This window comes from Sphingomonas sp. M1A8_2b, assembly GCF_053345535.1.
This window is the reverse complement of sequence record NZ_JBKFAH010000002.1, coordinates 676,824-697,425: the sequence shown is the minus strand read 5'-3', so window position 1 is coordinate 697,425 and position 20,602 is coordinate 676,824. Positions and strand designations below refer to the sequence as shown.

Below are 20,602 nucleotides of genomic sequence, written 5' to 3'. Positions count from 1 at the left end.
CAGGTGACGGAGAGGAAGCCATGACAATTCACCAGCCGACCGACGCCGCGGGCGAGACCGCCGGCCAGACTGAGTACCTACCCGGCTTCGGCAACCACGTATCGACCGAGGCGATCCCCGGCGCGCTGCCGATCGGGCGCAATTCACCACAGCGCCCCGCCTTCGGGCTCTATACGGAACAGCTCTCCGGCACCGCCTTCACCGCGCCGCGTCCCGAAAACCGCCGCAGCTGGCTCTACCGCATGCGCCCGACCGCCGAGCATCCGCCGTTCGAGCGTTATGCCGGCGCCAAGCGCTTCGCCCCCGGCACCACCGACGCGCCACTCGCACCCAACCGCCTGCGCTGGGACCCGATCGCCGCGCCCTTCCCGAGCACCGACCTGATCGACGGCATGACGACGATGCTCGCCAACCGCGATCCCGCCGATCTCGAAGGCGTTGCGCTGCATGTCTACGCTGCCAACACCGACATGACCGACCGCGTGTTTATGGATGCGGACGGCGAACTGCTGTTCGTGCCGCAGGCCGGACGACTGCGGTTGCTGACCGAACTCGGCCGCATCGACATAGCGCCTGGCCAGATTGCGCTAGTCCCGCGCGGCGTCCGGTTCCGCGCGGAACTCCCCGATGGCGAAGCGCGCGGCTATGTCGCGGAGAACCACGGCGCGCTGTTCCGTTTGCCCGATCTCGGCCCGATCGGCGCCAACGGCCTCGCCAACCCGCGCGATTTCGAGACCCCGGTCGCGTGGTTCGAAGACCGCGACGAGCCGGTCGAGGTGGTCCAGAAGTTCATGGGATCGCTGTGGACTACGACGCTCGATCACTCGCCGCTCGACGTCGTGGCGTGGCATGGCAACCTCGCCCCATGGCGGTATGACTTGTCGCGGTTCAACACGATCAACACGGTCAGTTTCGATCATCCCGATCCTTCGATCTTCACGCTTCTGACCTCGCCGAGCGACGTGCCCGGCCGGGCTAATGCCGATTTCGTGATCTTCCCGCCGCGCTGGATGGTCGCCGAGGAGACGTTCCGGCCACCATGGTTCCATCGCAACGTGATGTCCGAAGCGATGGGTCTGATCACCGGCGCGTACGACGCGAAGGCCGAGGGGTTCGCGCCGGGTGGTATCTCGCTGCACAATCTGATGTCGGGTCACGGGCCGGATCTGGCGAGCTGGCAGGGCGCGAGTGCGGCGGACCTGAAGCCGCACAAGATCGATGGCACGATGGCGTTCATGCTGGAGAGCTGCTGGCCGTACGCGCCGACCGCCTATGCGCTGGAGCATTCGCAGCTGGATTACGACGCGGTATGGTCCGATTTCCCGAAAGCGGTCCTGCCGAAGTGAGCCTGACGCTGCACGGCTATTGGCGGTCGACCACGGCCTACCGGGTCCGGATCGCACTGGCGCTAAAAGGCATCGCGTACGAAAAGGTCTCGCACGATCTGCGCACCGGAGCGCAGCGCGAGGTTGGGTATCGGAGGCTCAATCCTCAGGGGTTCGTCCCGGCGCTGGAGACGGACGATGCAGTCCTGACGCAAAGCCCAGCGATCCTCGAATGGCTCGGAGACGTGTATCCCGATCCCCCGCTGCTCCCCGCCGACGCAAACGGCCGGGCGATCGTCCGCGCGATGGCGTCGACGATCGCCTGCGACATCCACCCGGTGAATAATCTGCGTATCCTGAACGCCTTGCGGACAGAGTTCGGTGCGGACGAGGCGGCCGTGAACCGATGGATCGCACGCTGGATCGGCGACGGGTTCGCTGCGCTGGAGACGCTGATCGCGCGGCACGGTGACGGTTTCGCGTTCGGTGCGACGCCGACGATCGCCGACTGCCATCTGGTGCCGCAGGTCTATTCGGCCGAGCGGTTCGCGGTCGATCTTTCGCCCTATCCGCACCTCAAGAGCGCCGCCGACAACGCCCGCGCCCTCCCCGCCTTTGCCGCCGCGCATCCGGACCGACAGCCGGACGCTGACCGCGCATGAGCGACGGGGAACGGCTGACCGCGACGCCCGGCGGGATCAAGCTCGCGCCGCTCGATGCAATCGCCGAGGGCAAGGCGCGAAACTTCGTGCTCCAGATGCGTGCCGGGCGCTTCCACGGCTTCGTCGTGCGTAAAGACGCCGCGGTGTTCGGCTATGTCGATCGCTGTCCGCATATGGGTCTGCCGCTCGCGCAGGTCCTCGACGACTATCTCACGCCGCGCGGCGATCTGATCGCGTGCAGCTGGCACTCCGCGTTGTTCGAGATCGAGAGCGGCGCGTGCGTCGGCGGACCGTGCGGGGGAACGCGGCTGATGCCCTGGCCGGTCGCGGTGGTCGATGGGATGATCGTCACCGCAGGCTGACGCGGGGGGCGACTTGCGTTAAGGTAGCGTACCTCCTCCCCCCTGCATGATGAACCGATGACCGAAACCCTGCCCATCCGCGTCGTGGCGCTTTACCGCTTCACGCCGTTCGCCGACATCGCCGCGATCCAGCCGCCGCTCGCGCTCGTGTGCTGTTCGAACGGGGTGAAGGGGACGCTGCTGCTGGCCGCTGAGGGGATCAACGGGACGATCGCCGGCTCCGAAGAGGGCATCGATGCGGTGCTCGCGCATATCCGCGCACTGCCGGGGTGCGCCGACCTCGACGTCAAGGAATCGCGCGCGGAGACGATGCCGTTCCACCGGATGAAGGTTCGGCTGAAGCGAGAGATCGTGACGATGGGCGAGCCTTTGATCGATCCGCTGGAAGGCGTCGGCCATTATGTCGAGCCCGAGGACTGGAACGCGCTGATCGCCGAGCCGGGGACGATTCTGATCGACACGCGCAACGATTACGAGGTCGCGGTCGGCACGTTCGCCGGCGCGGTCGATCCGCAGACGCGGACGTTCCGGGACTTTCCGGCGTGGTTTCGCGAGCATCGTGACGAACTCGTCGGGGACGGCCCGCCGCCGAAGATCGCGATGTTCTGTACCGGGGGGATACGATGCGAGAAGTCGACCGCGTTCCTGAAGGCCGAGGGGCTGGATGAGGTGTATCACCTCAAGGGCGGCATCCTGAAGTATCTGGAGACCGTGCCCGAGGCGGAGAGCCTTTGGGAGGGGGAGTGTTTCGTATTCGATCAGCGGGTTGCCGTTGGGCATGGGCTTGCGTTGGGGACGCACGCGCTGTGTCATGCGTGCCGGATGCCGGTGAGTGTCGCGGATCGGTCGTCGCCGCTGTATGTAGAGGGGGTGAGTTGCCCGGCGTGTCATGACGCGCGGGGCGAGATGCAGCGGGCTGGGTATGCGGAGCGCGAGCGGCAGGTGCGGTTGGCTGAGGCTCGGGGCGAGGCGCATGTCGGGGCGGTGTTGCCGAAGACGCATGGGCCGGATGACACCCCCCAGACGACCGATTGACGTCCACCCCGGCGGAGGCCGGGGCCCAATTGGGAGGTCGCAGTAACGAAGGACGGCGCATCGTTAATGCCGTCCCCCAATTGGGCCCCGGCCTTCGCCGGGGTGGAAGCCTCCCGTTGCTAGGCTGAAAACCGCGCCGCCAACGCCGTGTTACCCTGCGACACCGCGAGCGAGTGCACGCTATTCCCCGCCGCATCGACGATCGCCGGGTCCGCGCCGTGCTCCAGCAACAGGTCGATGATCGCGGTCTTGTTCACCAGCGCCGCCATCATCAGCGCCGTCTGACCGACGCCATTGCGCCGGTTCACGTCGGCGCCCGCGTCGAGCAGGACCTGCACGATCTCGGTATACCCCTTGAAGCAGACGCCCATCAGCGCGGTGTTGCCGCGTGCATCTGCTGCGCCGTCGACCTGCGCGCCCGCCGCCAAGAGCGCGGCCGTGGCTTCGGCCTGGCCATTGTAGCTGGCTATCACCAGCGGGGTGTAGCCCTTCGCATCGGTCACCTCGATATCGACGCCCGCCTGCAGCAGCGCCGGGATCATCTCGTCGCGCCCGGTCCTTGCGGCGTCGAACATCAGCTCGACCAGCCGCTCCATCGGCGGCAACGGGGGTAGCTCACGCGCGTCAGTCATCAGTCGCCTCGATGATATGCGGCACGAACCGCGCGAGATTGCGCGTCACGACCGTTTCATCTTCCCGAACGCCGATCCCCGCAGCTTCGTTGCCGACCATCCACGCGCCGATCACCGGATGGCGGCCGTCGAACACCGGCGGCGGCGCATAGGCCTGGCGAATCGCACCCTCGGCACCATAGCCCTGGTCGAGCACCGCATGGCCGCTCTCGCCAATCACCTCGACGTTGGCGCCCTCACGCGAGAACAGTGGCTTGCGCACATATTTCGGCCCGAGGATCTTCGCGGCGGGGTCGTCGTCGAAGAACGCGGGCAGCAGGTTCGGATGCTCGGGATGGCGCTCCCACAACAGCGGGAGGATGCCCTTGTTCGACAGGATCGACTTCCACGCCGGCTCGATCCAGCGCACGTCGGCGCGCGACAGGTTCGGCGCATACGGCTCGCGGAGCATGAACTCCCACGGATACAGCTTGAACGCGGCCTGTACCTCGAAGCCGTCGGTATCGACGAAGCGACCATCGGCGGCTAAGCCGATGTCCTTCATCTCGACGAACTTCGGTTCGATCCCGACCTGGCTCGCGAGGTCCTCGAAGAACCGCACCGTCTGGCGGTCCTCGATCGCCGACGCATCCGCGGCGAAATGGACGAAGCCGCCGCTCGGGAACAACGCGCGGAACCGCTCGCGGAGCTTGTCGAACAGGCTGTTGAACTGGTCCGTTCCCGCCGGCAGCGCACCGCTCGCGAGGAGATCCTCCAGCCACATCCACTGGAACGTCGCGCATTCGAATACCGACGTCGGCGTGTCGGCATTATATTCGTAGAGCTTGGCGGGGCCGGTGCCGTCATAGGCGAAATCGAACCGCCCGTAGAGCGATGGCTGGCGCGTGCGCCACGTTTCCGCGACGTAGTTCCACTGCTCGCGCGGGATCGCAAGACGTTCCATCAATTGCTGATCGCGGACCACCTCGTCGACCAGATCGAGGCACATCGCGTGCAACTGTTCCGCGGCGGGCTCGAGGTCGTCCTCTATCTCCGCCAGCGTGAAGCTGTAGGCCGCGCCCTCGTCCCAGTACGGTTCGCCATCCGTATCGTGATAGACGAACCCGATCGCGTCGGCCCGTTCGCGCCAGTCGCTGCGCGGGTCGACCGCGATCCGGCGCATCAGGAGTCCGACGTCTTGGAGTCTTCGCGCTGCTCGATCTGCAGCGTCTGGCCGACTTGCGGGGTCTTCGGCGCCGTCAGGCGCGCGAGCACGTCGTCCGCCGAAGACTGGCCGGGGCCGATGCCTGCAAGCCGCAACTTCTCGTCGAGGTCGGCACCGGTGCGGCGGTCTTCCAACTCGCCCGCGGCCTTGATCCGCTCGCCACGGATAGCCTGCCGCTCACGAATGCGCGCAAGACTGTCGGCAGCCGAGCCGAGCTTGTTGCCCGCACCCATGCTGCCCGACGCGACCGAAGCCTGCGCCTTCTGCACCGACTCGTTGACCTTGACGACCTCGACCTCGCGGCGGAGCTGTTCGATTTTCCGATCGGTCTGCGCGACGGCAGTGTGGATCTGCTCCTCCGCAGCGCGCATGTCCTCGACCTGCGGGGACTTCAGCGCGATGTCCTGTTCGAGATCCGCGATCCGCTGCGCGACCTGGCGCGCGAGGTCCATGTTACCCTTCTCGACCGCGATCCGCGCCGAAGCCTCGTACTTCGCGGCCTGAGCGCGATAGCTCTCGACTTCGGTTTCGAGGATGCGGCGGCGGGCGACCAGCCCCGCGAGATCGTCGCGTGCTTTGCCTTGCGCCTTGTCGGCATCGCGGATTTCCTGGTCGAGGATACGCAGCGCGTTCGCATCGACGACCGCCGCGCCCGCTTCGTGCGCGCCGGCACGACCGAGGGTGAAAAGCTTGCTCCAGATGGCCATGCCAGTCTCTCCGTTAGTATCTAAATCAGGCGGCGGGGATCTGCGCGTGGCGCAGGTCGGTGGCCGCATCGATCGCATTCTCGGCAAGCGTGCGCAGTTCGATGATCACGGTGTCGAGCGGGCTCGACGTCGCAAGCTCGCCGAACAGCTCGTAATAATCGCGGCCCTCAACCGTGCCGATCCCGAAGTTCGACAGCGGCACCAGCTTCTGCGATTTCAGCAGGAAGGTGTTGAACGCCAACTGGTCCTCCTGCTCGTCGCAGGGCCACAGCAACGTCGAGCACGCGATCTGCGCCTCGCTCACGTTGACGAACAGTTCGAGGTCGCCGTGGTGGTGCATCGTCACCAGCAGCACCGGGTCCGCGCCCTCCAGGATCCGCGCGGAAAACTCGCCGGCTTTCGCGGGCTCGGACGTGTCGAGCGCGGCTTTCAGGCTGCGGACGGTCCAGATGTCGGTCAATGCAAGAACTCCCGTGCTTGTCGCTCGCGGAGACACATAGGCGCAGGCGGAGAGCACGCCAATGGCGCTTTGCGACGGCTCGCGCTTTGGCCTAAGAGGCAGGCCAACCATACATACGCGAGGATTGCATGTTCGATCGCCTGTTCGGCCGCAAGCCAGCGCTTGACGGCAACGCCCTGCCCGTCGTCCGCAACGTCACGCTGGGGCGGACGGTGACGGTCGATCCCCTGGCGTGGCGCAGGTTCGGGTCGGAGCTCCTGTTCCCGTTCGACCGCGATACGCTGGTGATCGTCGCGCAAGGCCTGATCGACCTCAATGAAGGCGGCTTCGTCCACCGGTTCTACACCGATGACGACATCATGTTCCAGGCGGTCTCGAACGACCGCGCCGGGCAGGACGTCACGGATGTCACGTTGTTCGCACCGTGGGACAGCAGCTATCCGTCGTCCGCCGCCGAGCGCCCCGCGTGGAAGAGCCGCCTGAAAGCACGCACCTTCACCGCCGAGGGGCTGCCGGAATACAGCCGTTCGTGGTTCGGGCCCGAGGCGAGCGAGCAGGAGCCTGTGACGTTCTGGGAAGAGTTGCACGACGACCGCGACGGGATCGTCGACCGCCGCATCTTCCAGACCTGCATGCTGTTCAGCCGCGACCTGCCGGGCGACGACGGGCGCGAACTGCTGCTCGCGATCGACATGGAAACCGAGTCCGGGGACGTCTCGTTCGAGATCATGCTGGGCGTGGCACTGGAACTCGGCGAGTTCAGGGCCTAGCGTCGCGCACAAGGCTTCGGGGGAACCAGCATGATCGACCAATACAGCTTCGGCGCCAGCGCGCTCGCCTTCCTGATCGCGTTCGTCGCGGCGGGGGCGTTCACGATTCTGTTCAAGATCGTCTATCAGGTCGCGACGCCGTATCATGAGAAGTCGTTGATCCGGGAGGGCAATACCGCCGCCGCGATCACGCTGGGCGCAGCGTTGCTCGGCTATGTCCTGCCGCTGGCGTCAGCACTGACGCATACCGTGACGCTGGTCGAGTTCGCGGTTTGGGCGCTGCTCGCGGGCGTGATCCAGATCGTTACGTTCCTGGTCGTCCAGCATTTCGTGATGCGCGACTTCAACGACCGGATCGTCCGCGGCGAAATTGCGGCGGCAACCTATATGGCGAGCATCTCGCTGTGCGTCGGCATCCTCAATGCCGCCTGCATGACGAACTGAGAGGCATTGCGATGAAGCGTTCCAGATCGATCGTCCTAACCAGCCTGATCGCGGGCTCGGGCATTTCGCTGACCGCCTGCGACGGCGACGTCGGCGGCAAGCCGGTCGAGGCGCAGAGCTATGCGTCGGTGGCGGAATGCCGCGCGGCGGGTGCGCTGTCGGCGGTACAGTGCGACACCGCGTTCGAGCAGGCCAAGGCCGATGCCGCGAAGACCGCGCCGCGGTTCGAGGACAAGCAGACCTGCGAGGAGCAGTTCGGCGCCGCGCAGTGCGAGCCGCGCAACAACGGCAATGGCGGAAGTTTTTTCACGCCGCTGCTGACGGGGTTCCTCGTCGGGCAAGCGCTCAACGGCGGCTTCGGCAACCGCGGCGCACCGATGTACCGCGACCGCGACGGCAACTATTACGGTGGCGCCGGCGGGCGCATCAACCGCGACTATGTGACCGGCCGTACCCGCGTGGGTTCGGACGCCTTCACGCCGACTACGGCAAGAGCCCCTGCCCGCTTCCAGTCGCGCAGTTCGGTGATCTCGCGCGGTGGCTTCGGTGGTGGCTTCGGCGGCCGCAGCTTCGGCGGCTGATCCGCCTATAGCGAGCCGGTCTTCCGATCAGGGGGGAGAGATACGATGCATGTTCCAGCGGGCTTTGCCGTCGTCACGCCGTATATCTTCGTCGACGGCGCCAACGAGTATATCGACTTCCTGACAGCCGCGTTCGGCGCGCGCGAGATCGGCCGGAGCAGCGATCCGACCGGCCGGATCGCCAATTGCCAGATGCTGTTCGACACTTCGGCGATCATGCTGAGCGAGGCGTCCGACCAATTCCCGGCGAGTTCGGTATCGCTGTACCTCTACGTCGCCGATGCGGATGCCGCGATGGCACGGGCGATCGCGGCGGGTGGTGAAAGCATCATGCCGGTCTCCGACATGCCCTATGGCGACCGACAGGGCGGCATTCGCGATCCGCGCGGGATACTCTGGTGGGTGTCACAACGGATGACCGACGCGCCCTATTTCTAAGCGACTAGGCGCCCCGCGGCACTCGTAGCATCGCGAGCGCCGCTACACCCATGACCCCGGCTGCGATCAGCATCGCCCAGACTGCATCGCCGGGAAAGAACGTCCGCACCACCTGCCCCATCACCGACGACACGATCAGCTGTGGCAGGACGATGAAGATGTTGAACAGACCCATGTATACGCCGAGCTTGGCCTGCGGCAGCGCGTTGGACAGGATCGCGTAGGGCATCGTCAGGATCGACGACCACGCGATCCCGATCAGCACCATCGATCCGATCAGCAGATACTGGTCGCGGACGACGAGGAACGACGCGAACCCGGCCGCGCCGCAGAGCAACCCGAGGATATGCGCGTCGCGACGGCCGATCCGCGCCGCCAGCGCGGGCATCACGAACGCCCACAGCGTCGCGACGCCGTTATACACCGCGAACAGCACGCCGACCCAGTTCGCGCCCTCGTTATACGCAGCACTCGTCGTGTCGGTCGTCCCGAACACATGCTGCGTGACGATCGGCGTGGTGTAGATCCACATGATGAACAGCGCCGACCACGTGAAGAACTGGACCAGCGCAAGCCGCTTCATCGTCTGCGGCATGGTGCCGAGATCGCCAACGATCTGGCTGAGAACGTTGGACTCCCGGCCCGACCGGACCAGCCCCGCGCTGACCAGCAACGCCACCCCGAACGCGATCAGCCCGCCGCCGAGCAGGTAGACCGGCTTGTCGAGCCCGAACCGCGCCACCGCAGCGACGACGATCGCCCCGAGCGCGATCCAGACCGGCGCGAGCCTGGCGTTCGACCGTACGACCGTGTCGCGGGGCGCAACCTCACCCTCGTCCTCGTCCTTGAACGCGGCCATCTCCGCCGGCGAATATTCGCTGGTCGTCAGCACGGTCCACAGCACCGCGAAGAACAGGGCTAATGCACCGATGTAGAAACCGTATTGCACCGACGGCGGGATGCCGCCCGCCGGCGCAGTGTTGGCGACTTGGAACACGTCGGTCAGGATGATCGGCGCAAGGCTGCCGATCACCGCACCCGCGCCGATGAAGCCGGTCTGGAACGCAAAGCCCGCGGTGCGCTGCCGACTGCCGAGCATGTCGCCGACGAACGCACGGAACGGCTCCATCGCGACGTTGAGCGATCCGTCGAGCATCCACAGCAGGACCGCCGCCACCCACAGCACCGGCGCGTTCGGCATCGCCAGCAACGCGATCGTCGCGAGCATCGCCCCCGCCAGGAAATACGGTCGCCTGCGCCCGAGCTTGCCCCAGGTCCGATCGCTGTAATGCCCGATCACCGGCTGAACGAGCAGCCCGGTCAGCGGCGCGGCGATCCACAGGAAGGCGAGATCGTCGACGCTCGTCCCCAGCGACTGGAAGATCCGGCTGACGTTCGCATTCTGGAGCGCGAAACCGATCTGGATCCCGAAGAACCCGAACGAGATGTTCCAAAGCCCCCAGAACCCCTGGCGTGGCTTTTGCCGTGCAGCCGTCGACATTCAGTTCGGTCCTTCGCCCGACGATCGCCGGATCACGAGTTGGGTCGGCAGCACCGTGCTGCCGATCGGCCGATCGCCGATCCGCGCGAGCAGCATCTCGACCAGTCGACGCCCGGCGAGCCCGGTATCCTGCGCGACCGTGGTCAGCGGGGGATTGGCGAGGCTGGCCGCCGGGATATCGTCGAACCCGACGATCGCGACGTCGTACGGCACGTTAAGTCCCGCCCCCGCAAGCACGCGCATCGCCGCCAGCGCGATCAAGTCGCTCGCCGCGACGATCGCGTCGAACGGCACACCGCGCTGGAGGAGTTCGCGCGTTGCCCGCGTGCCATCGTCCTCGGTCGAGATCGCCTCCACCTGCAGCCGCGGATCGACTTTCAGGCCATGCTCGCCAAGCGCAGCGGCATAGCCCCGGTACCGGTCGTTGAACTCGGGGTAATGATCGGTCGCGCTACCGAGAAAGGCGATCCTTTGCCGGCCGCGCTCGATCAGATGGCGCGCCGCCGCCGCACCGCCTGCGACATTGTCGCAACCGATCGTCAGCCCCGGCTGACCCGGCCGAACCGATCCCCAGCGAATGAAGTGCGTGCCCTGCTCGACCAGTTGCACCAGTCGCGCTTCGTAATCGGCGTAATCGCCGTAACCCAGCAGGATCAGCCCATCGGCGCGGTGGCTGTCCTCGTAATCCATGTGCCAGTCGCTCGAGAATTGCTGGAACGACACGAGCAGGTCGTAGCCATGTTCGGCACACGCCCCCATCATCGATCCGAGCATGCCCAGAAAGAACGGGTTCACCACGGTCTCGTCGGGGGACGGGTCGCGGAACAGCAGCAGCGCGAGCGTCCGCGTCGTGCCGCTGCGCAGGTTCGAGGCGCTTCGGTCGACGGTATAGTTCAGTTGCCGCGCGATCGCCTCGATCCGCTGCCGGGTCGCCGCATTGACGCTGGGGCTGCCGCGAAGCGCGCGCGAGACCGTCGGCTGCGACACGCCGGCGAGGTGCGCGATGTCGAACGATGTCGGCTTGCCATGGGGCTTGCGCTGGGCGGTCACGTGACGGGCATCCTCGCTGTGTCCGCTCGGTCGGCGGACGGTCGCTCCACGACACAGCGCAGAACAGGCACGGCGTCAACGGTAGCGGAACCACGGTTTGGCGGGTCCTTGCGCCGCTGTCGGTGTGGCTCGCCGGCAACACGTCCGGATCGGGCTTTTTGAATACGTATGTAGTCTGCTTCCCTTCGACCCGGCGAAATTCCATTGAGACTTCAGTCAAATATCCGGCGCGCTCGAAGACGCCGACCGGGTTCCAGGGGAGGATTACCATGACGGCTCGCACTCGTGCGTCGGCGGATGCCGCACGCGCCATCCTGAAGCTTTCGGCCAGCACCGCCACGCTCGGCGCGGCCATGCTGTTCGCCGGTACCGCATTCGCGCAGGATGCGACTGCGGCCGCAGCGCAGCCGGACGCCTCGACCGCGCAAACCGGCCCCGCAACACCGGGCGTTTCGGCAACACCGCCGACCGACGCAAGCGACGGCGAGATCGTCGTCACCGGCTTCCGTGCCAGCCTGCGCTCATCGATCGCCGTCAAGCGCAACCTCGACGTCGTCGCCGAGATCGTCTCGGCGGAAGATATCGGCCGGCTGCCCGACGTCTCGATCGCGGAATCGCTTGCCCGCCTGCCCGGCGTGACCTCGCAGCGTACCGGTGGCCAGGCCTCGGCGATCAACATCCGTGGTCTCAGCCAGGATCTCGTCTCGGCGACGCTCAACGGTCGCGAACAGGTTTCGACCTCGGGCAACCGGACGATCGAGTTCGACCAATATCCGTCGGAACTCGTCAACCAGGCCGCGGTCTACAAGTCGCCCAAGGCGTCGCAGATCGAGGGCGGCGTCGCCGGCAAGGTCGAGCTGACCACCGCGCGTCCGCTCAGCATTCCCGGCAAGACGCTGGTCAGCGTCAACGTGCGCGGCGTGTACAATGACCGCGCCGGACAGAACCCCGACGCCGACAAGTTCGGCTACCGCGCCAGCGCCTCGATCCAGACCAAGCTGCTCGACGATACGCTCGGTCTCGCGGTCGGCTATGCGCGGCTCAAGCAGGCAAACGTCGCCACGCGCTTCGTCGGTTACGACTATACCCAGACCGGACAGAATGGCAGCCCGGCCGCTCGCGACCTCGACCGCAACGGCGCGCCCGATGCGATCGGCTATGGCTTCGAAGCCGTCCAGTCGGGCGGCAACGAGACGCGCGACGGCGTTCTGGGCAGCATCCAGTACGAGCCGAGCGACACATTGCGCGTCCTCGTCGACGGCTATTATTCGCGGTTCAAATCGGACGTGTACCGCCGTGGCATCCGCATCGAAAATCTCCAGCAGACCAGCAGCAACCTGACCGACCCGACCGTGATCGGCAACACGATCGTCGGTGGCACCACTTCCGGTATCCGCACCCGGACGATCCAGCAGGACGAGAACCGCCTGGACAAGCTGTATACGTTCGGCGGCAACATCCAGAAGGACATCGGCCAGCTGACCCTGACCGCGGACGGCTCCTACTCGCGCGCCTCGAGCTTTTTCAACAATTCGGGCCTGGACGACAACGGTAACACCACGACCAACCCGACGACGCTAAGCTACCAGCTCGACGGCCTGAACGTCGGCTCGTTCGCCACCAGCGCCAACTACACCGACCCCGCCGCCAATACGTTCGAAGGCTTCTACATCGTCCCGCAGAAGGACACCGACCGGCTCTACGCGTTCGCGGGCAGCGCCCTGTTGAAGATCGACGGTCCGTTCTTGAAGTCGTTCGAGGTCGGTGGCCGCTACGGCAACCGCCAGGCCGAACGCACGATCACCAGCTTCAACGCGTTCAGCTTCGCCACGCCGGTCACCCTGACCAGCGCGAACTCGACGACGGCCGGGTTCAACGGCAAGTTCTCCTCGTTCCCGAACTTCCTTGTCGCCGATATCGGCAGTATCTTCGACGCGCAGCTCGGCACCAACCGCGCCGTCGACCAGACGCAGGATTTCACGAAGGATCAGAGCTTCACGATCGATGAGAAGACCTATGCCGGGTATGGACAGCTGAACTTCGACACGATCGCAGGGTCGTTGCCGTTCCGCGGCAATATCGGCCTGCGCGTCGTCCGCTCAGACCAGAGCTCGTCGTCGACGATCGGCGACGGCAATGGCGGCCGCTATGCGAATACGCGTGGCACGAAGTTCACCGACTGGCTGCCTCAGGCAAACTTCATCCTCTCGCTGACGCCCAACGATCAGGCACGCCTGTCGCTGTCGCGCCAGATTTCGCGTCCCCGCTTCTTCGATTTCCGCAACTCGATCGCGACGAACCTCGTGGCGACCGGCGGCACCACCGCACGGCTGGACGGCAGCGGCGGCAACCCGAGCCTGCAACCGTTCCGGGCGAACCAGTTCGACGCCACCTACGAGCATTATTTCGGGAATAGCGGCTCGTTCGTGCTCGGTGCCTTCTACAAGGACGTTAAGAGTTTCGTGATCGGGGGCGTCATTCCGAACTATGATTTCGCGGCAAACGGCATCGCGACGCCGCCGCTGGCGGGCACGCCCTATACGAGCGTGACGACGACCGGAAACCTGTTCGCGCCGATCAACGGCAATGGCGGCTATGTCTACGGCTTCGAGGCTGCGGTCACCAAGACCTTCGACTTCCTCCCGGCACCGCTTGATGGCCTGGGTGCGGTGCTCAACATCTCGTACAATCAGTCCGATGTGAGCATCGACAACGCGATCAGCGGCAACACGCTGAAACTGTCGCTGCCGGGCCTGTCGAAAATCGTGTCGAACCCGACGATCTTCTACGAGAAGAGCGGCTTCTCTACCCGCATCTCGATGCGGTATCGCTCGAAGTTCGTCGCGCCGCAGTTCGGCCTGTCCGAGCAGATCGTGACCAATGCGGCCGAGACGGTATTCGACGCTCAGATGAGCTACGAATTCCCGGAGGGCAGCGCTCTGTCCGGCATGACCATCCTGGCGCAGGCGAACAACTTCACCGACGAGCCGACGCGGTCGTATTTCGGCCAGACCGCGCAAACCGGTACGCTCCAGTATTTCGGCCGGCAATTCTATCTTGGTGCCAGCTTCAAGTTCTGAAAACTGGCAAACCGGTCCGATCCCAGGAGTACATCATGATGAAATACGCCGCCGCGGCCCTGGCAACCATGCTGGCCCTATCTCCCGCGGCGGCGCAGACGCGGGCGGGCTCGACGGCCACCGACTACCGCGCGCGCCTGCCGCAGGACGAGGTGATCTATTTCGTCCTGCCCGACCGGTTCGAGAATGGCGATCCGGGGAACGACCGCGGCGGGATCGCGGGCGATCGGCTCAAGTCCGGCTATGATCCGACCGCCAAGGGCTTCTATCACGGCGGCGACCTCAAGGGCCTCACCAAGCGGCTCGATTACATCCAGCATCTCGGCGCGACCGCGATCTGGCTCGGGCCGATCTTCAAGAACAAAGCGGTGCAAGGGGCGCCCGGTCACGAATCCGCAGGCTATCACGGCTATTGGATCACCGACTTCACGCAGGTCGATCCGCACCTCGGCACCAACGCCGACATGACCACCTTCGTCGCCGCGGCGCACGCCCGCGGGATGAAGGTGTATATGGACATCATCATCAACCACACCGCCGATGTGATCCAGTACCGCGAATGCTCGGTCGGCGTCCCGTACCGCGACCGCGCGACCTATCCGTACCAGCGCAAAGGCGGCATTGGCGGCAAGGCGATCAATGGCGGGTTCGTAGGCGACGGCGTCGAGACCGCGGCGAACTTCGCCAAGCTGACCGACCCGGCCTACGCCTACACGCCCTACGTCCCCGCCGCCGAGCGGACCGTGAAGGTGCCGGCGTGGCTCAACGACCCGATCTACTACCACAATCGCGGCGACTCGACGTTCGCCGACGAGAGTTCGACGACGGGTGACTTCTCGGGGCTCGACGACGTCATGACCGAGAACCCGCGCGTGATCGCCGGGATGATCGACATCTTCGGATCGTGGATCGACCGGTTCAAGGTCGACGGCTTCCGGATCGATACTGCGCGCCACGTCAACCCGGAGTTCTGGCAGGCGTTCGTGCCCGCGATGATCGCGCGCGCCAGAAAGAACGGTATCCCGAACTTCCACATCTTTGGCGAGGTTGCGGGCGGGACGATGGATCCGGGCTATCTCGCGCAGTTCACGCGGGTCGACAAACTGCCAGCGGTACTCGACTTCGCGTTCCGCTGGGGCGTGACCGACGTCGTCGCGGGCAACAAGGGCACGCGCGAACTCGCCGCGCTGTTCGAGGGCGATCCGCTCTACGAAGGCGGTGCCGCGACGGCGATGACCCTGCCGACCTTCCTCGGCAATCACGACCAGGGCCGGTTCGCCTTTGACGTCCGCCGACTGAACCCGACCGCGAGCGATGCCGAAGTGCTGGCACGCGTCGCACTCGGCCATGCGATGCTGCTGACGCTGCGCGGCGTGCCGACGATCTATTCGGGCGACGAACAGGGATTTGCCGGCGACGGCGGCGATCAGGACGCGCGCGAAGACATGTTCGCGTCGAAGGTCGCCTCGTACAACGACAACGTGCTGGTCGGGACGGGCAAGACCACCGCGACCGCCAGCTTCGGCGAAGCGCATCCGCTGTTCCGCGAGATCGCGACGCTCGCCAGACTGCGCATAGCGCATCCCGCCCTCACCCGCGGTCGGACCGTGATCCGCGCCCGCGGCGATGCGCCGGGGCTGTTCGCGGTGTCGCGGTTCGATCCGACCACCAACGCCGAGACGCTGATCGCCTTCAATACCTCGGCCAAGCCACTGACACAGGCGGTGCAGGTCGAGACGATCTCGACGAAATTCACCACGCTCGCCGGCGCCTGCGCGCCTCGTGCTGCCGCCCCCGGCAGTGTCATGATGACGCTGCCTGCGTTCGGCTATGCGGTCTGCGCCGCGGAGACTCGTTGATGCCCGAAACTGCCCTGTTGTCGAAAACCATCGAACCCGACCCGCATGGTCGCCCGTGGTGGAAGGGTGCGACCATCTACCAGATTTATCCGCGCAGTTTCGCCGACTCGAACGACGACGGGATCGGCGACCTGCCCGGCATCACCCGCCATCTCGATTATGTCGCTCGCCTCGGCGTCGATGCGGTGTGGCTGTCGCCGTTCTTCACGTCGCCGATGAAGGACTTCGGCTATGATGTTGCGAACTACCGCGATGTCGATCCGATCTTCGGCACGCTCGCCGATTTCGACGCGCTGATCGCCCGCGCGCACGCGCTCGGGCTGAAGATCATCATCGACCAGGTCTACAGCCACACCTCGGACGAGCATCCCTGGTTCGTCGAAAGCCGCTCCTCGCGCACCAATCCCAAGGCGAACTGGTACGTCTGGGCCGATGCCAAGCCCGACGGCAGCCCGCCGTCGAACTGGCAGTCGGTCTTCGGCGGCCCCGCCTGGACGTGGGACGCGCGGCGTCGGCAATATTACATGCACAATTTCCTGAAGGAACAGCCGCAGCTCCACCTCCACGATCCGGCGGTACAGGACGAGATCGTCGCCACCGCCAAATTCTGGCTCGATCGCGGCGTCGACGGCTTCCGGCTCGACGCGATCAACTTCGCCATGCACGATCCCGCGCTGACGGATAATCCGCCGGCCAGCGACAACAGCCTGAAGACGCGACCGTTCGACTACCAGGCGCACGTCCACAACCAGAGCCATGCCGACATCCCCGAATTCCTCGAGCGACTGCGGCGGCTGATCGACGGTTACGGCGAGCGGTTCACGGTCGCCGAGGTCGGCGGCGCGGACAGCGACCGCGAGATGAAGCTGTTCACGAAGGGCAACGCCCGGCTCAACAGCGCCTACGGGTTCGACTTCCTCTACGCCTCCGCGCTCGATCCGAAGACGGTGGCCGACGCGATCCTGCTGTGGCCGGCGGATGCCGACCTCGGCTGGCCAAGCTGGGCGTTCGAGAACCACGACGCGCCGCGCGCGGTCTCGCGCTGGGTCGACGACGAGCATCGCGCCGCGTTTGCACGGATGAAGATGCTGCTGCTGGTCTGCCTGCGCGGCAATATCTTCCTCTACAACGGCGAAGAGCTGGGGCTGACCCAGGTGGAGGTGCCGTTCGAGGATCTCCGGGACCCCGAGGCGATCGCCAACTGGCCGCTCACGCTGTCGCGCGACGGCGCGCGGACGCCGATGCCGTGGCTCGCGGACGCGCGCAACGCCGGCTTCTCCGAGGCGAAGCCCTGGCTGCCGGTCGGTCCCGATCATGCGGCACTCGCGGTCGATCGCCAGGACGGCGATGCGACCTCGTTGCTCAACCTCACCCGGCGGCTGCTCGCGCTGCGCAGGGCCAGCCCCGCGCTGGCGATCGGCGACCTGACCCTGGTCGAGGTCGGCGCCTCGCTGCTGGCGTTCGAACGCCGTGCGGACGGCGAAACGATGCTCTGCCTCTTCAACATGAGCGCGACACCGCTAGAGTGGCGCCCTGCCCAGCCCGACATCTGGCGCGTGCGAGAGACCGTAAACACTGTCGAAACCCATCAGGCCGGGGGCTGGACCCTCGGCGCGTACGCGGCACTCGTCGCCGAAAGGATCGCTTGATCATGAAGACCCTTCTCCTGCTCTCCGCCGCCCTGATCGCCGCCCCAGCGTTCGCGCAGGACGCCGCGCCCGCGCCGACGTCGAATGAGACGATCAAGCCGCAGCCCGCGCCGACGATCCCGAACGCGATCGCGACCTCGCCCGACGGCAGCATCGTCGTCACCGTGGCGACCGATGGCGAGGGCAAGGCGAGCTACAGCATCACCCGCAAGGGCGAGCTGATCGTCAGCCCCTCGCGCCTCGGCTTCCTGTTCACCGACGCGCCGAAGTTCGACCGCCATCTGAAGATCGAGAGCATCGCGCGGAACAAGGCGGATTCGACCTGGACCCAACCCTGGGGCGAGTGGAAGTCGATCCGCGACAACCACACCGAGATGCGCGTCCGCCTGGTCGAGACCGACCGGCTGAAGCGCGCGATCGATGTCGTGTTCCGTCTGCAGGACGACGGCGTCGGCTTCCGGTACGAGTTCCCCGAACAGCCCAACTTCAAGACGATCAACATCGCCGACGAGCTGACCCAGTTCGCGTTCGCCGAGGATGCGACCGCGTGGTGGAAGCCGGCGTTCGAATGGAACCGCGAGGAGTATCTCTACAACCGCACGCCGCTGACCGGCGTCGGCACCGCCGCCACCCCGATCACGATGAAGCTCGCCAGCGGCACGCACGTCGCGCTGCACGAGGCGGCGCTGATCGACTATGCCGGGATGAACGTCGCCAAGGTCGAGGGCAACACGCTGAAGGCGGTCCTCACGCCCGGCGCCGGCGCGCCGAAAGTCACGCGAACCGGACCGTTCGCGACGCCGTGGCGGACGCTGATCCTGTCCGACGACGCCCCCGGCCTCTACATGAGCCACCTCGAACTGAACCTCAACGAGCCCAACAAGCTCGGCGAGGTCAGCTGGGTGAAGCCGGGCAAGTTCGTCGGCGTGTGGTGGAACATGATCACCGGCAAGTGGAGCTGGGCGACCGGGCCGCAACACGGCGCGACCACCGCGCATGTGAAGAGCTACATTGATTTCGCGAGCGCCAACAAGATTCCGGGCGTGCTGGTCGAGGGCTGGAACGTCGGCTGGGACGGCGACTGGTTCGGCGACGGCAATGGCATGCAGTTCGACACGCCGACGCCCGATTTCGACGCCAACGTGCTCGCGAAATACGCCAAGGCCAAGGGCGTCTACCTGATCGGCCACAACGAGACCGGCGGCTCGGCAAGCCATTACGACAGCCAGCTCGATCGCGCGTTCGGCTATGCGCGCGATCACGGCATCCCGGCGGTCAAGACCGGCTATGTCACCGACGCCGGGCAGATCGAACGCGTCGATCCGGACGGTTCGCAGCACCGCGAATGGCACGAGGGCCAGTGGATGGTGAACCACTATACCCGCGTCGTGACCACCGCCGCCAAGTACAAGGTCGCGATCGACAGCCACGAGCCGGTCAAGGACACCGGCCTGCGCCGCACCTATCCCAACTGGATCGCGCGCGAAGGCTCGCGCGGGATGGAATATAACAGCTGGGCCGGCAAGAACCCGCCCGAGCACGAGGCCAACCTCGCCTTCACGCGGATGCTCGAAGGGCCGATGGACTTCACCCCGGGCGTGCTGAGCCTCAAGGGCAGCGACAACAGCGACATCCTGTCGACGATCGCCAAGCAGCTCGCGCTCTACGTGGTGCTGTATTCGCCGGTGGTGATGGCCGCGGATACGCCCGAGAACTACGCGAAGTATCCGGCGGCGTTCCAGTTCATCAAGGACGTGCCGACCGACTGGTCCGACACGCGCGTGCTCAATGGCGAGGTCGGCGACTACGTCACTTTCGCGCGCAAGGATCGCAAGTCGAACGACTGGTATATCGGCAGCGTCACCGATGAGAATCCACGCACGTTGACCGTCGCGCTGGACTTCCTTGACGCCGGCAGGACTTACACCGCGCAGATCTACCGCGACGGGCCGAACGCCGACTACAAGACCGACGCACGGCATTCGATCACGATCGAGACGAGGACCGTCCGCAAGGGCGATACGTTGACCCTGCCGCTCGCCCCCGGTGGCGGTGAGGCGATCCGGTTGAAGGCGCGGTAAGTTCCGGTTCCGTCATCCCGGCGCAGTGCCGGGATGACGAGGCTGGAGATCAGCGACGGGCGGGCATCAGCGGGCCGCCGATCTCGGTGGCGGCGACGAACGCCGGGCGTGCGCGCAGCCGATCGAGATACGCCTGGACGGTCGGATGCTCGACGAGCAGGCCCGAGCTTTCGGCGATCGCGAGCATGTAGCACATCTGGATATCGGCGAGCATCAGCGCCTCGCCCATCAGATACGGCCCGTCGCCGACGCCCGAGGCGATATAGTCGAGCGTCTTGGTCACCTCGGGGCCGGTGAACTTGGCGAGGCCATCGGGCAGGCCGCCCATCCGCTTGCCGAACATCGTCATCATGATCGGCAGCGACGCCGAGCTCTCGACATATTGCAGCCACTCGTCGTGGATCGCGGCGGCATCGCTGACCGCTGGCGGCGAGAAGCGACGGTCGCCGTACCGCTCGTCGACATAGGCAAGGATCGAGGCGCTTTCGGCCAGCGTCAGGGCGTCGTCGACCAGCACCGGTGCCTTGCCGAGCGGATGGATCGCTTTCAGCTCGGGCGGCGCGCGGAAGTTCGCATCGCGCTCGTATTTCACGAGGTCGTACTCGATCCCGAGTTCCTCGAGCAGCCAGATCACGCGGATCGACCGCGAGTAATTCAGGTGGTGGAGCGTGAGCATGGCATTTCCTTGATATTGATTATCTTGCAGTGCGGAACGGCCGGTGGCGCTCGAAGGTTTCGCATCCGTATTTCCGGAATTCTCCG

General features: G+C 65.8%; 19 protein-coding genes. 12 read left to right on the top strand and 7 right to left on the bottom strand.

Annotated features, from left to right (window positions below; all coding sequences use genetic code 11):
- Positions 1-20: 20 nt before the first annotated feature.
- The 4 genes from hmgA to trhO are packed head-to-tail and all read left to right on the top strand — an operon-like array spanning position 21 to position 3,384.
- Entirely contained in the window at positions 21-1,346 is a 1,326-nt protein-coding gene (gene hmgA / locus ACLBWL_RS11345; RefSeq protein ID WP_447793058.1) for a homogentisate 1,2-dioxygenase, read from the top strand.
- Positions 1,310-1,987: a maleylacetoacetate isomerase gene (gene maiA / locus ACLBWL_RS11340; RefSeq protein WP_447793056.1), complete on the top strand. Its 678-nt coding sequence runs from the start codon at positions 1,310-1,312 to the stop codon at positions 1,985-1,987. Before hmgA ends, maiA begins: the two co-directional genes overlap by 37 nt.
- Entirely contained in the window at positions 1,984-2,349 is a 366-nt protein-coding gene (locus ACLBWL_RS11335) for a Rieske (2Fe-2S) protein (RefSeq protein WP_447793054.1), read from the top strand. Before maiA ends, ACLBWL_RS11335 begins: the two co-directional genes overlap by 4 nt.
- A gap of 57 nt (positions 2,350-2,406) precedes the next feature.
- Positions 2,407-3,384, top strand: a complete 978-nt coding sequence (gene trhO, locus ACLBWL_RS11330) for an oxygen-dependent tRNA uridine(34) hydroxylase TrhO (RefSeq protein ID WP_447793052.1) — start codon at positions 2,407-2,409, stop codon at positions 3,382-3,384.
- A 119-nt stretch (positions 3,385-3,503) separates the two neighbouring features.
- On the opposite strand, the gene ACLBWL_RS11325 is transcribed toward trhO, so the two are convergent.
- Genes ACLBWL_RS11325 through ACLBWL_RS11310 form a run of 4 tightly spaced genes read right to left on the bottom strand, consistent with a single transcriptional unit; the run spans position 3,504 to position 6,387 of the window.
- Entirely contained in the window at positions 3,504-4,016 is a 513-nt protein-coding gene (locus ACLBWL_RS11325) for an ankyrin repeat domain-containing protein (protein ID WP_447793050.1), read from the bottom strand.
- A complete protein-coding gene (locus tag ACLBWL_RS11320) occupies positions 4,009-5,178 on the bottom strand; it encodes a glutathionylspermidine synthase family protein (protein WP_447793048.1) in 1,170 nt (389 codons plus the stop codon). The genes ACLBWL_RS11325 and ACLBWL_RS11320 overlap by 8 nt, the downstream gene beginning before the upstream one ends.
- The gene (locus ACLBWL_RS11315; RefSeq protein ID WP_447793046.1) at positions 5,178-5,927 is read right to left on the bottom strand and encodes a PspA/IM30 family protein; all 750 of its coding nucleotides are present in this window, start codon (positions 5,925-5,927) and stop codon (positions 5,178-5,180) included. Before ACLBWL_RS11315 ends, ACLBWL_RS11320 begins: the two co-directional genes overlap by 1 nt.
- Positions 5,928-5,952: 25 nt before the next feature.
- Positions 5,953-6,387, bottom strand: coding sequence for a YjfI family protein (locus ACLBWL_RS11310; RefSeq protein WP_333927523.1), 435 nt, complete (start codon positions 6,385-6,387; stop codon positions 5,953-5,955).
- A 128-nt stretch (positions 6,388-6,515) separates the two neighbouring features.
- On the opposite strand from ACLBWL_RS11310, the gene ACLBWL_RS11305 reads away from it, so the two are divergent.
- The 4 genes from ACLBWL_RS11305 to ACLBWL_RS11290 are packed head-to-tail and all read left to right on the top strand — an operon-like array spanning position 6,516 to position 8,620.
- Complete coding sequence (locus tag ACLBWL_RS11305) at positions 6,516-7,157, top strand: DUF2491 family protein (protein WP_447793044.1); 642 nt, start codon at positions 6,516-6,518, stop codon at positions 7,155-7,157.
- A 30-nt stretch (positions 7,158-7,187) separates the two neighbouring features.
- On the top strand, positions 7,188-7,601 hold the full coding sequence (locus ACLBWL_RS11300; protein WP_447793042.1) for a DUF350 domain-containing protein: 414 nt from the start codon (positions 7,188-7,190) through the stop codon (positions 7,599-7,601).
- An 11-nt stretch (positions 7,602-7,612) separates the two neighbouring features.
- A complete protein-coding gene (locus ACLBWL_RS11295) occupies positions 7,613-8,182 on the top strand; it encodes a DUF1190 domain-containing protein (protein WP_447793040.1) in 570 nt (189 codons plus the stop codon).
- A 45-nt stretch (positions 8,183-8,227) separates the two neighbouring features.
- Complete coding sequence (locus ACLBWL_RS11290) at positions 8,228-8,620, top strand: VOC family protein (RefSeq protein ID WP_132738392.1); 393 nt, start codon at positions 8,228-8,230, stop codon at positions 8,618-8,620.
- Between the two features lie 4 nt (positions 8,621-8,624).
- Here the strand turns inward: ACLBWL_RS11290 and ACLBWL_RS11285 are convergent, their stop codons facing one another.
- Both ACLBWL_RS11285 and ACLBWL_RS11280 read right to left on the bottom strand, forming a co-directional pair.
- Positions 8,625-10,121, bottom strand: coding sequence for an MFS transporter (locus tag ACLBWL_RS11285; protein ID WP_447793039.1), 1,497 nt, complete (start codon positions 10,119-10,121; stop codon positions 8,625-8,627).
- Positions 10,122-11,171 carry a LacI family DNA-binding transcriptional regulator gene (locus ACLBWL_RS11280; RefSeq protein WP_447793037.1) on the bottom strand — a complete coding sequence of 350 codons (1,050 nt, stop codon included), beginning with the start codon at positions 11,169-11,171 and terminating at the stop codon, positions 10,122-10,124. It lies immediately after the preceding gene.
- Positions 11,172-11,440: 269 nt separating this feature from the next.
- Between ACLBWL_RS11280 and ACLBWL_RS11275 the strand changes: the two genes are divergently transcribed.
- The 4 genes from ACLBWL_RS11275 to ACLBWL_RS11260 are packed head-to-tail and all read left to right on the top strand — an operon-like array spanning position 11,441 to position 19,840.
- On the top strand, positions 11,441-14,251 hold the full coding sequence (locus tag ACLBWL_RS11275) for a TonB-dependent receptor (protein ID WP_447793035.1): 2,811 nt from the start codon (positions 11,441-11,443) through the stop codon (positions 14,249-14,251).
- A gap of 35 nt (positions 14,252-14,286) precedes the next feature.
- Positions 14,287-16,110: an alpha-amylase family glycosyl hydrolase gene (locus tag ACLBWL_RS11270; protein WP_447793034.1), complete on the top strand. Its 1,824-nt coding sequence runs from the start codon at positions 14,287-14,289 to the stop codon at positions 16,108-16,110.
- The gene (locus ACLBWL_RS11265; RefSeq protein WP_447793032.1) at positions 16,110-17,759 is read left to right on the top strand and encodes an alpha-glucosidase; all 1,650 of its coding nucleotides are present in this window, start codon (positions 16,110-16,112) and stop codon (positions 17,757-17,759) included. Before ACLBWL_RS11270 ends, ACLBWL_RS11265 begins: the two co-directional genes overlap by 1 nt.
- Before the next feature lie 2 nt (positions 17,760-17,761).
- Entirely contained in the window at positions 17,762-19,840 is a 2,079-nt protein-coding gene (locus ACLBWL_RS11260; protein WP_447793030.1) for a glycoside hydrolase family 97 protein, read from the top strand.
- A gap of 49 nt (positions 19,841-19,889) precedes the next feature.
- On the opposite strand, the gene ACLBWL_RS11255 is transcribed toward ACLBWL_RS11260, so the two are convergent.
- Positions 19,890-20,516 carry a glutathione S-transferase family protein gene (locus tag ACLBWL_RS11255; protein WP_447793028.1) on the bottom strand — a complete coding sequence of 209 codons (627 nt, stop codon included), beginning with the start codon at positions 20,514-20,516 and terminating at the stop codon, positions 19,890-19,892.
- Positions 20,517-20,602: the final 86 nt, after the last annotated feature.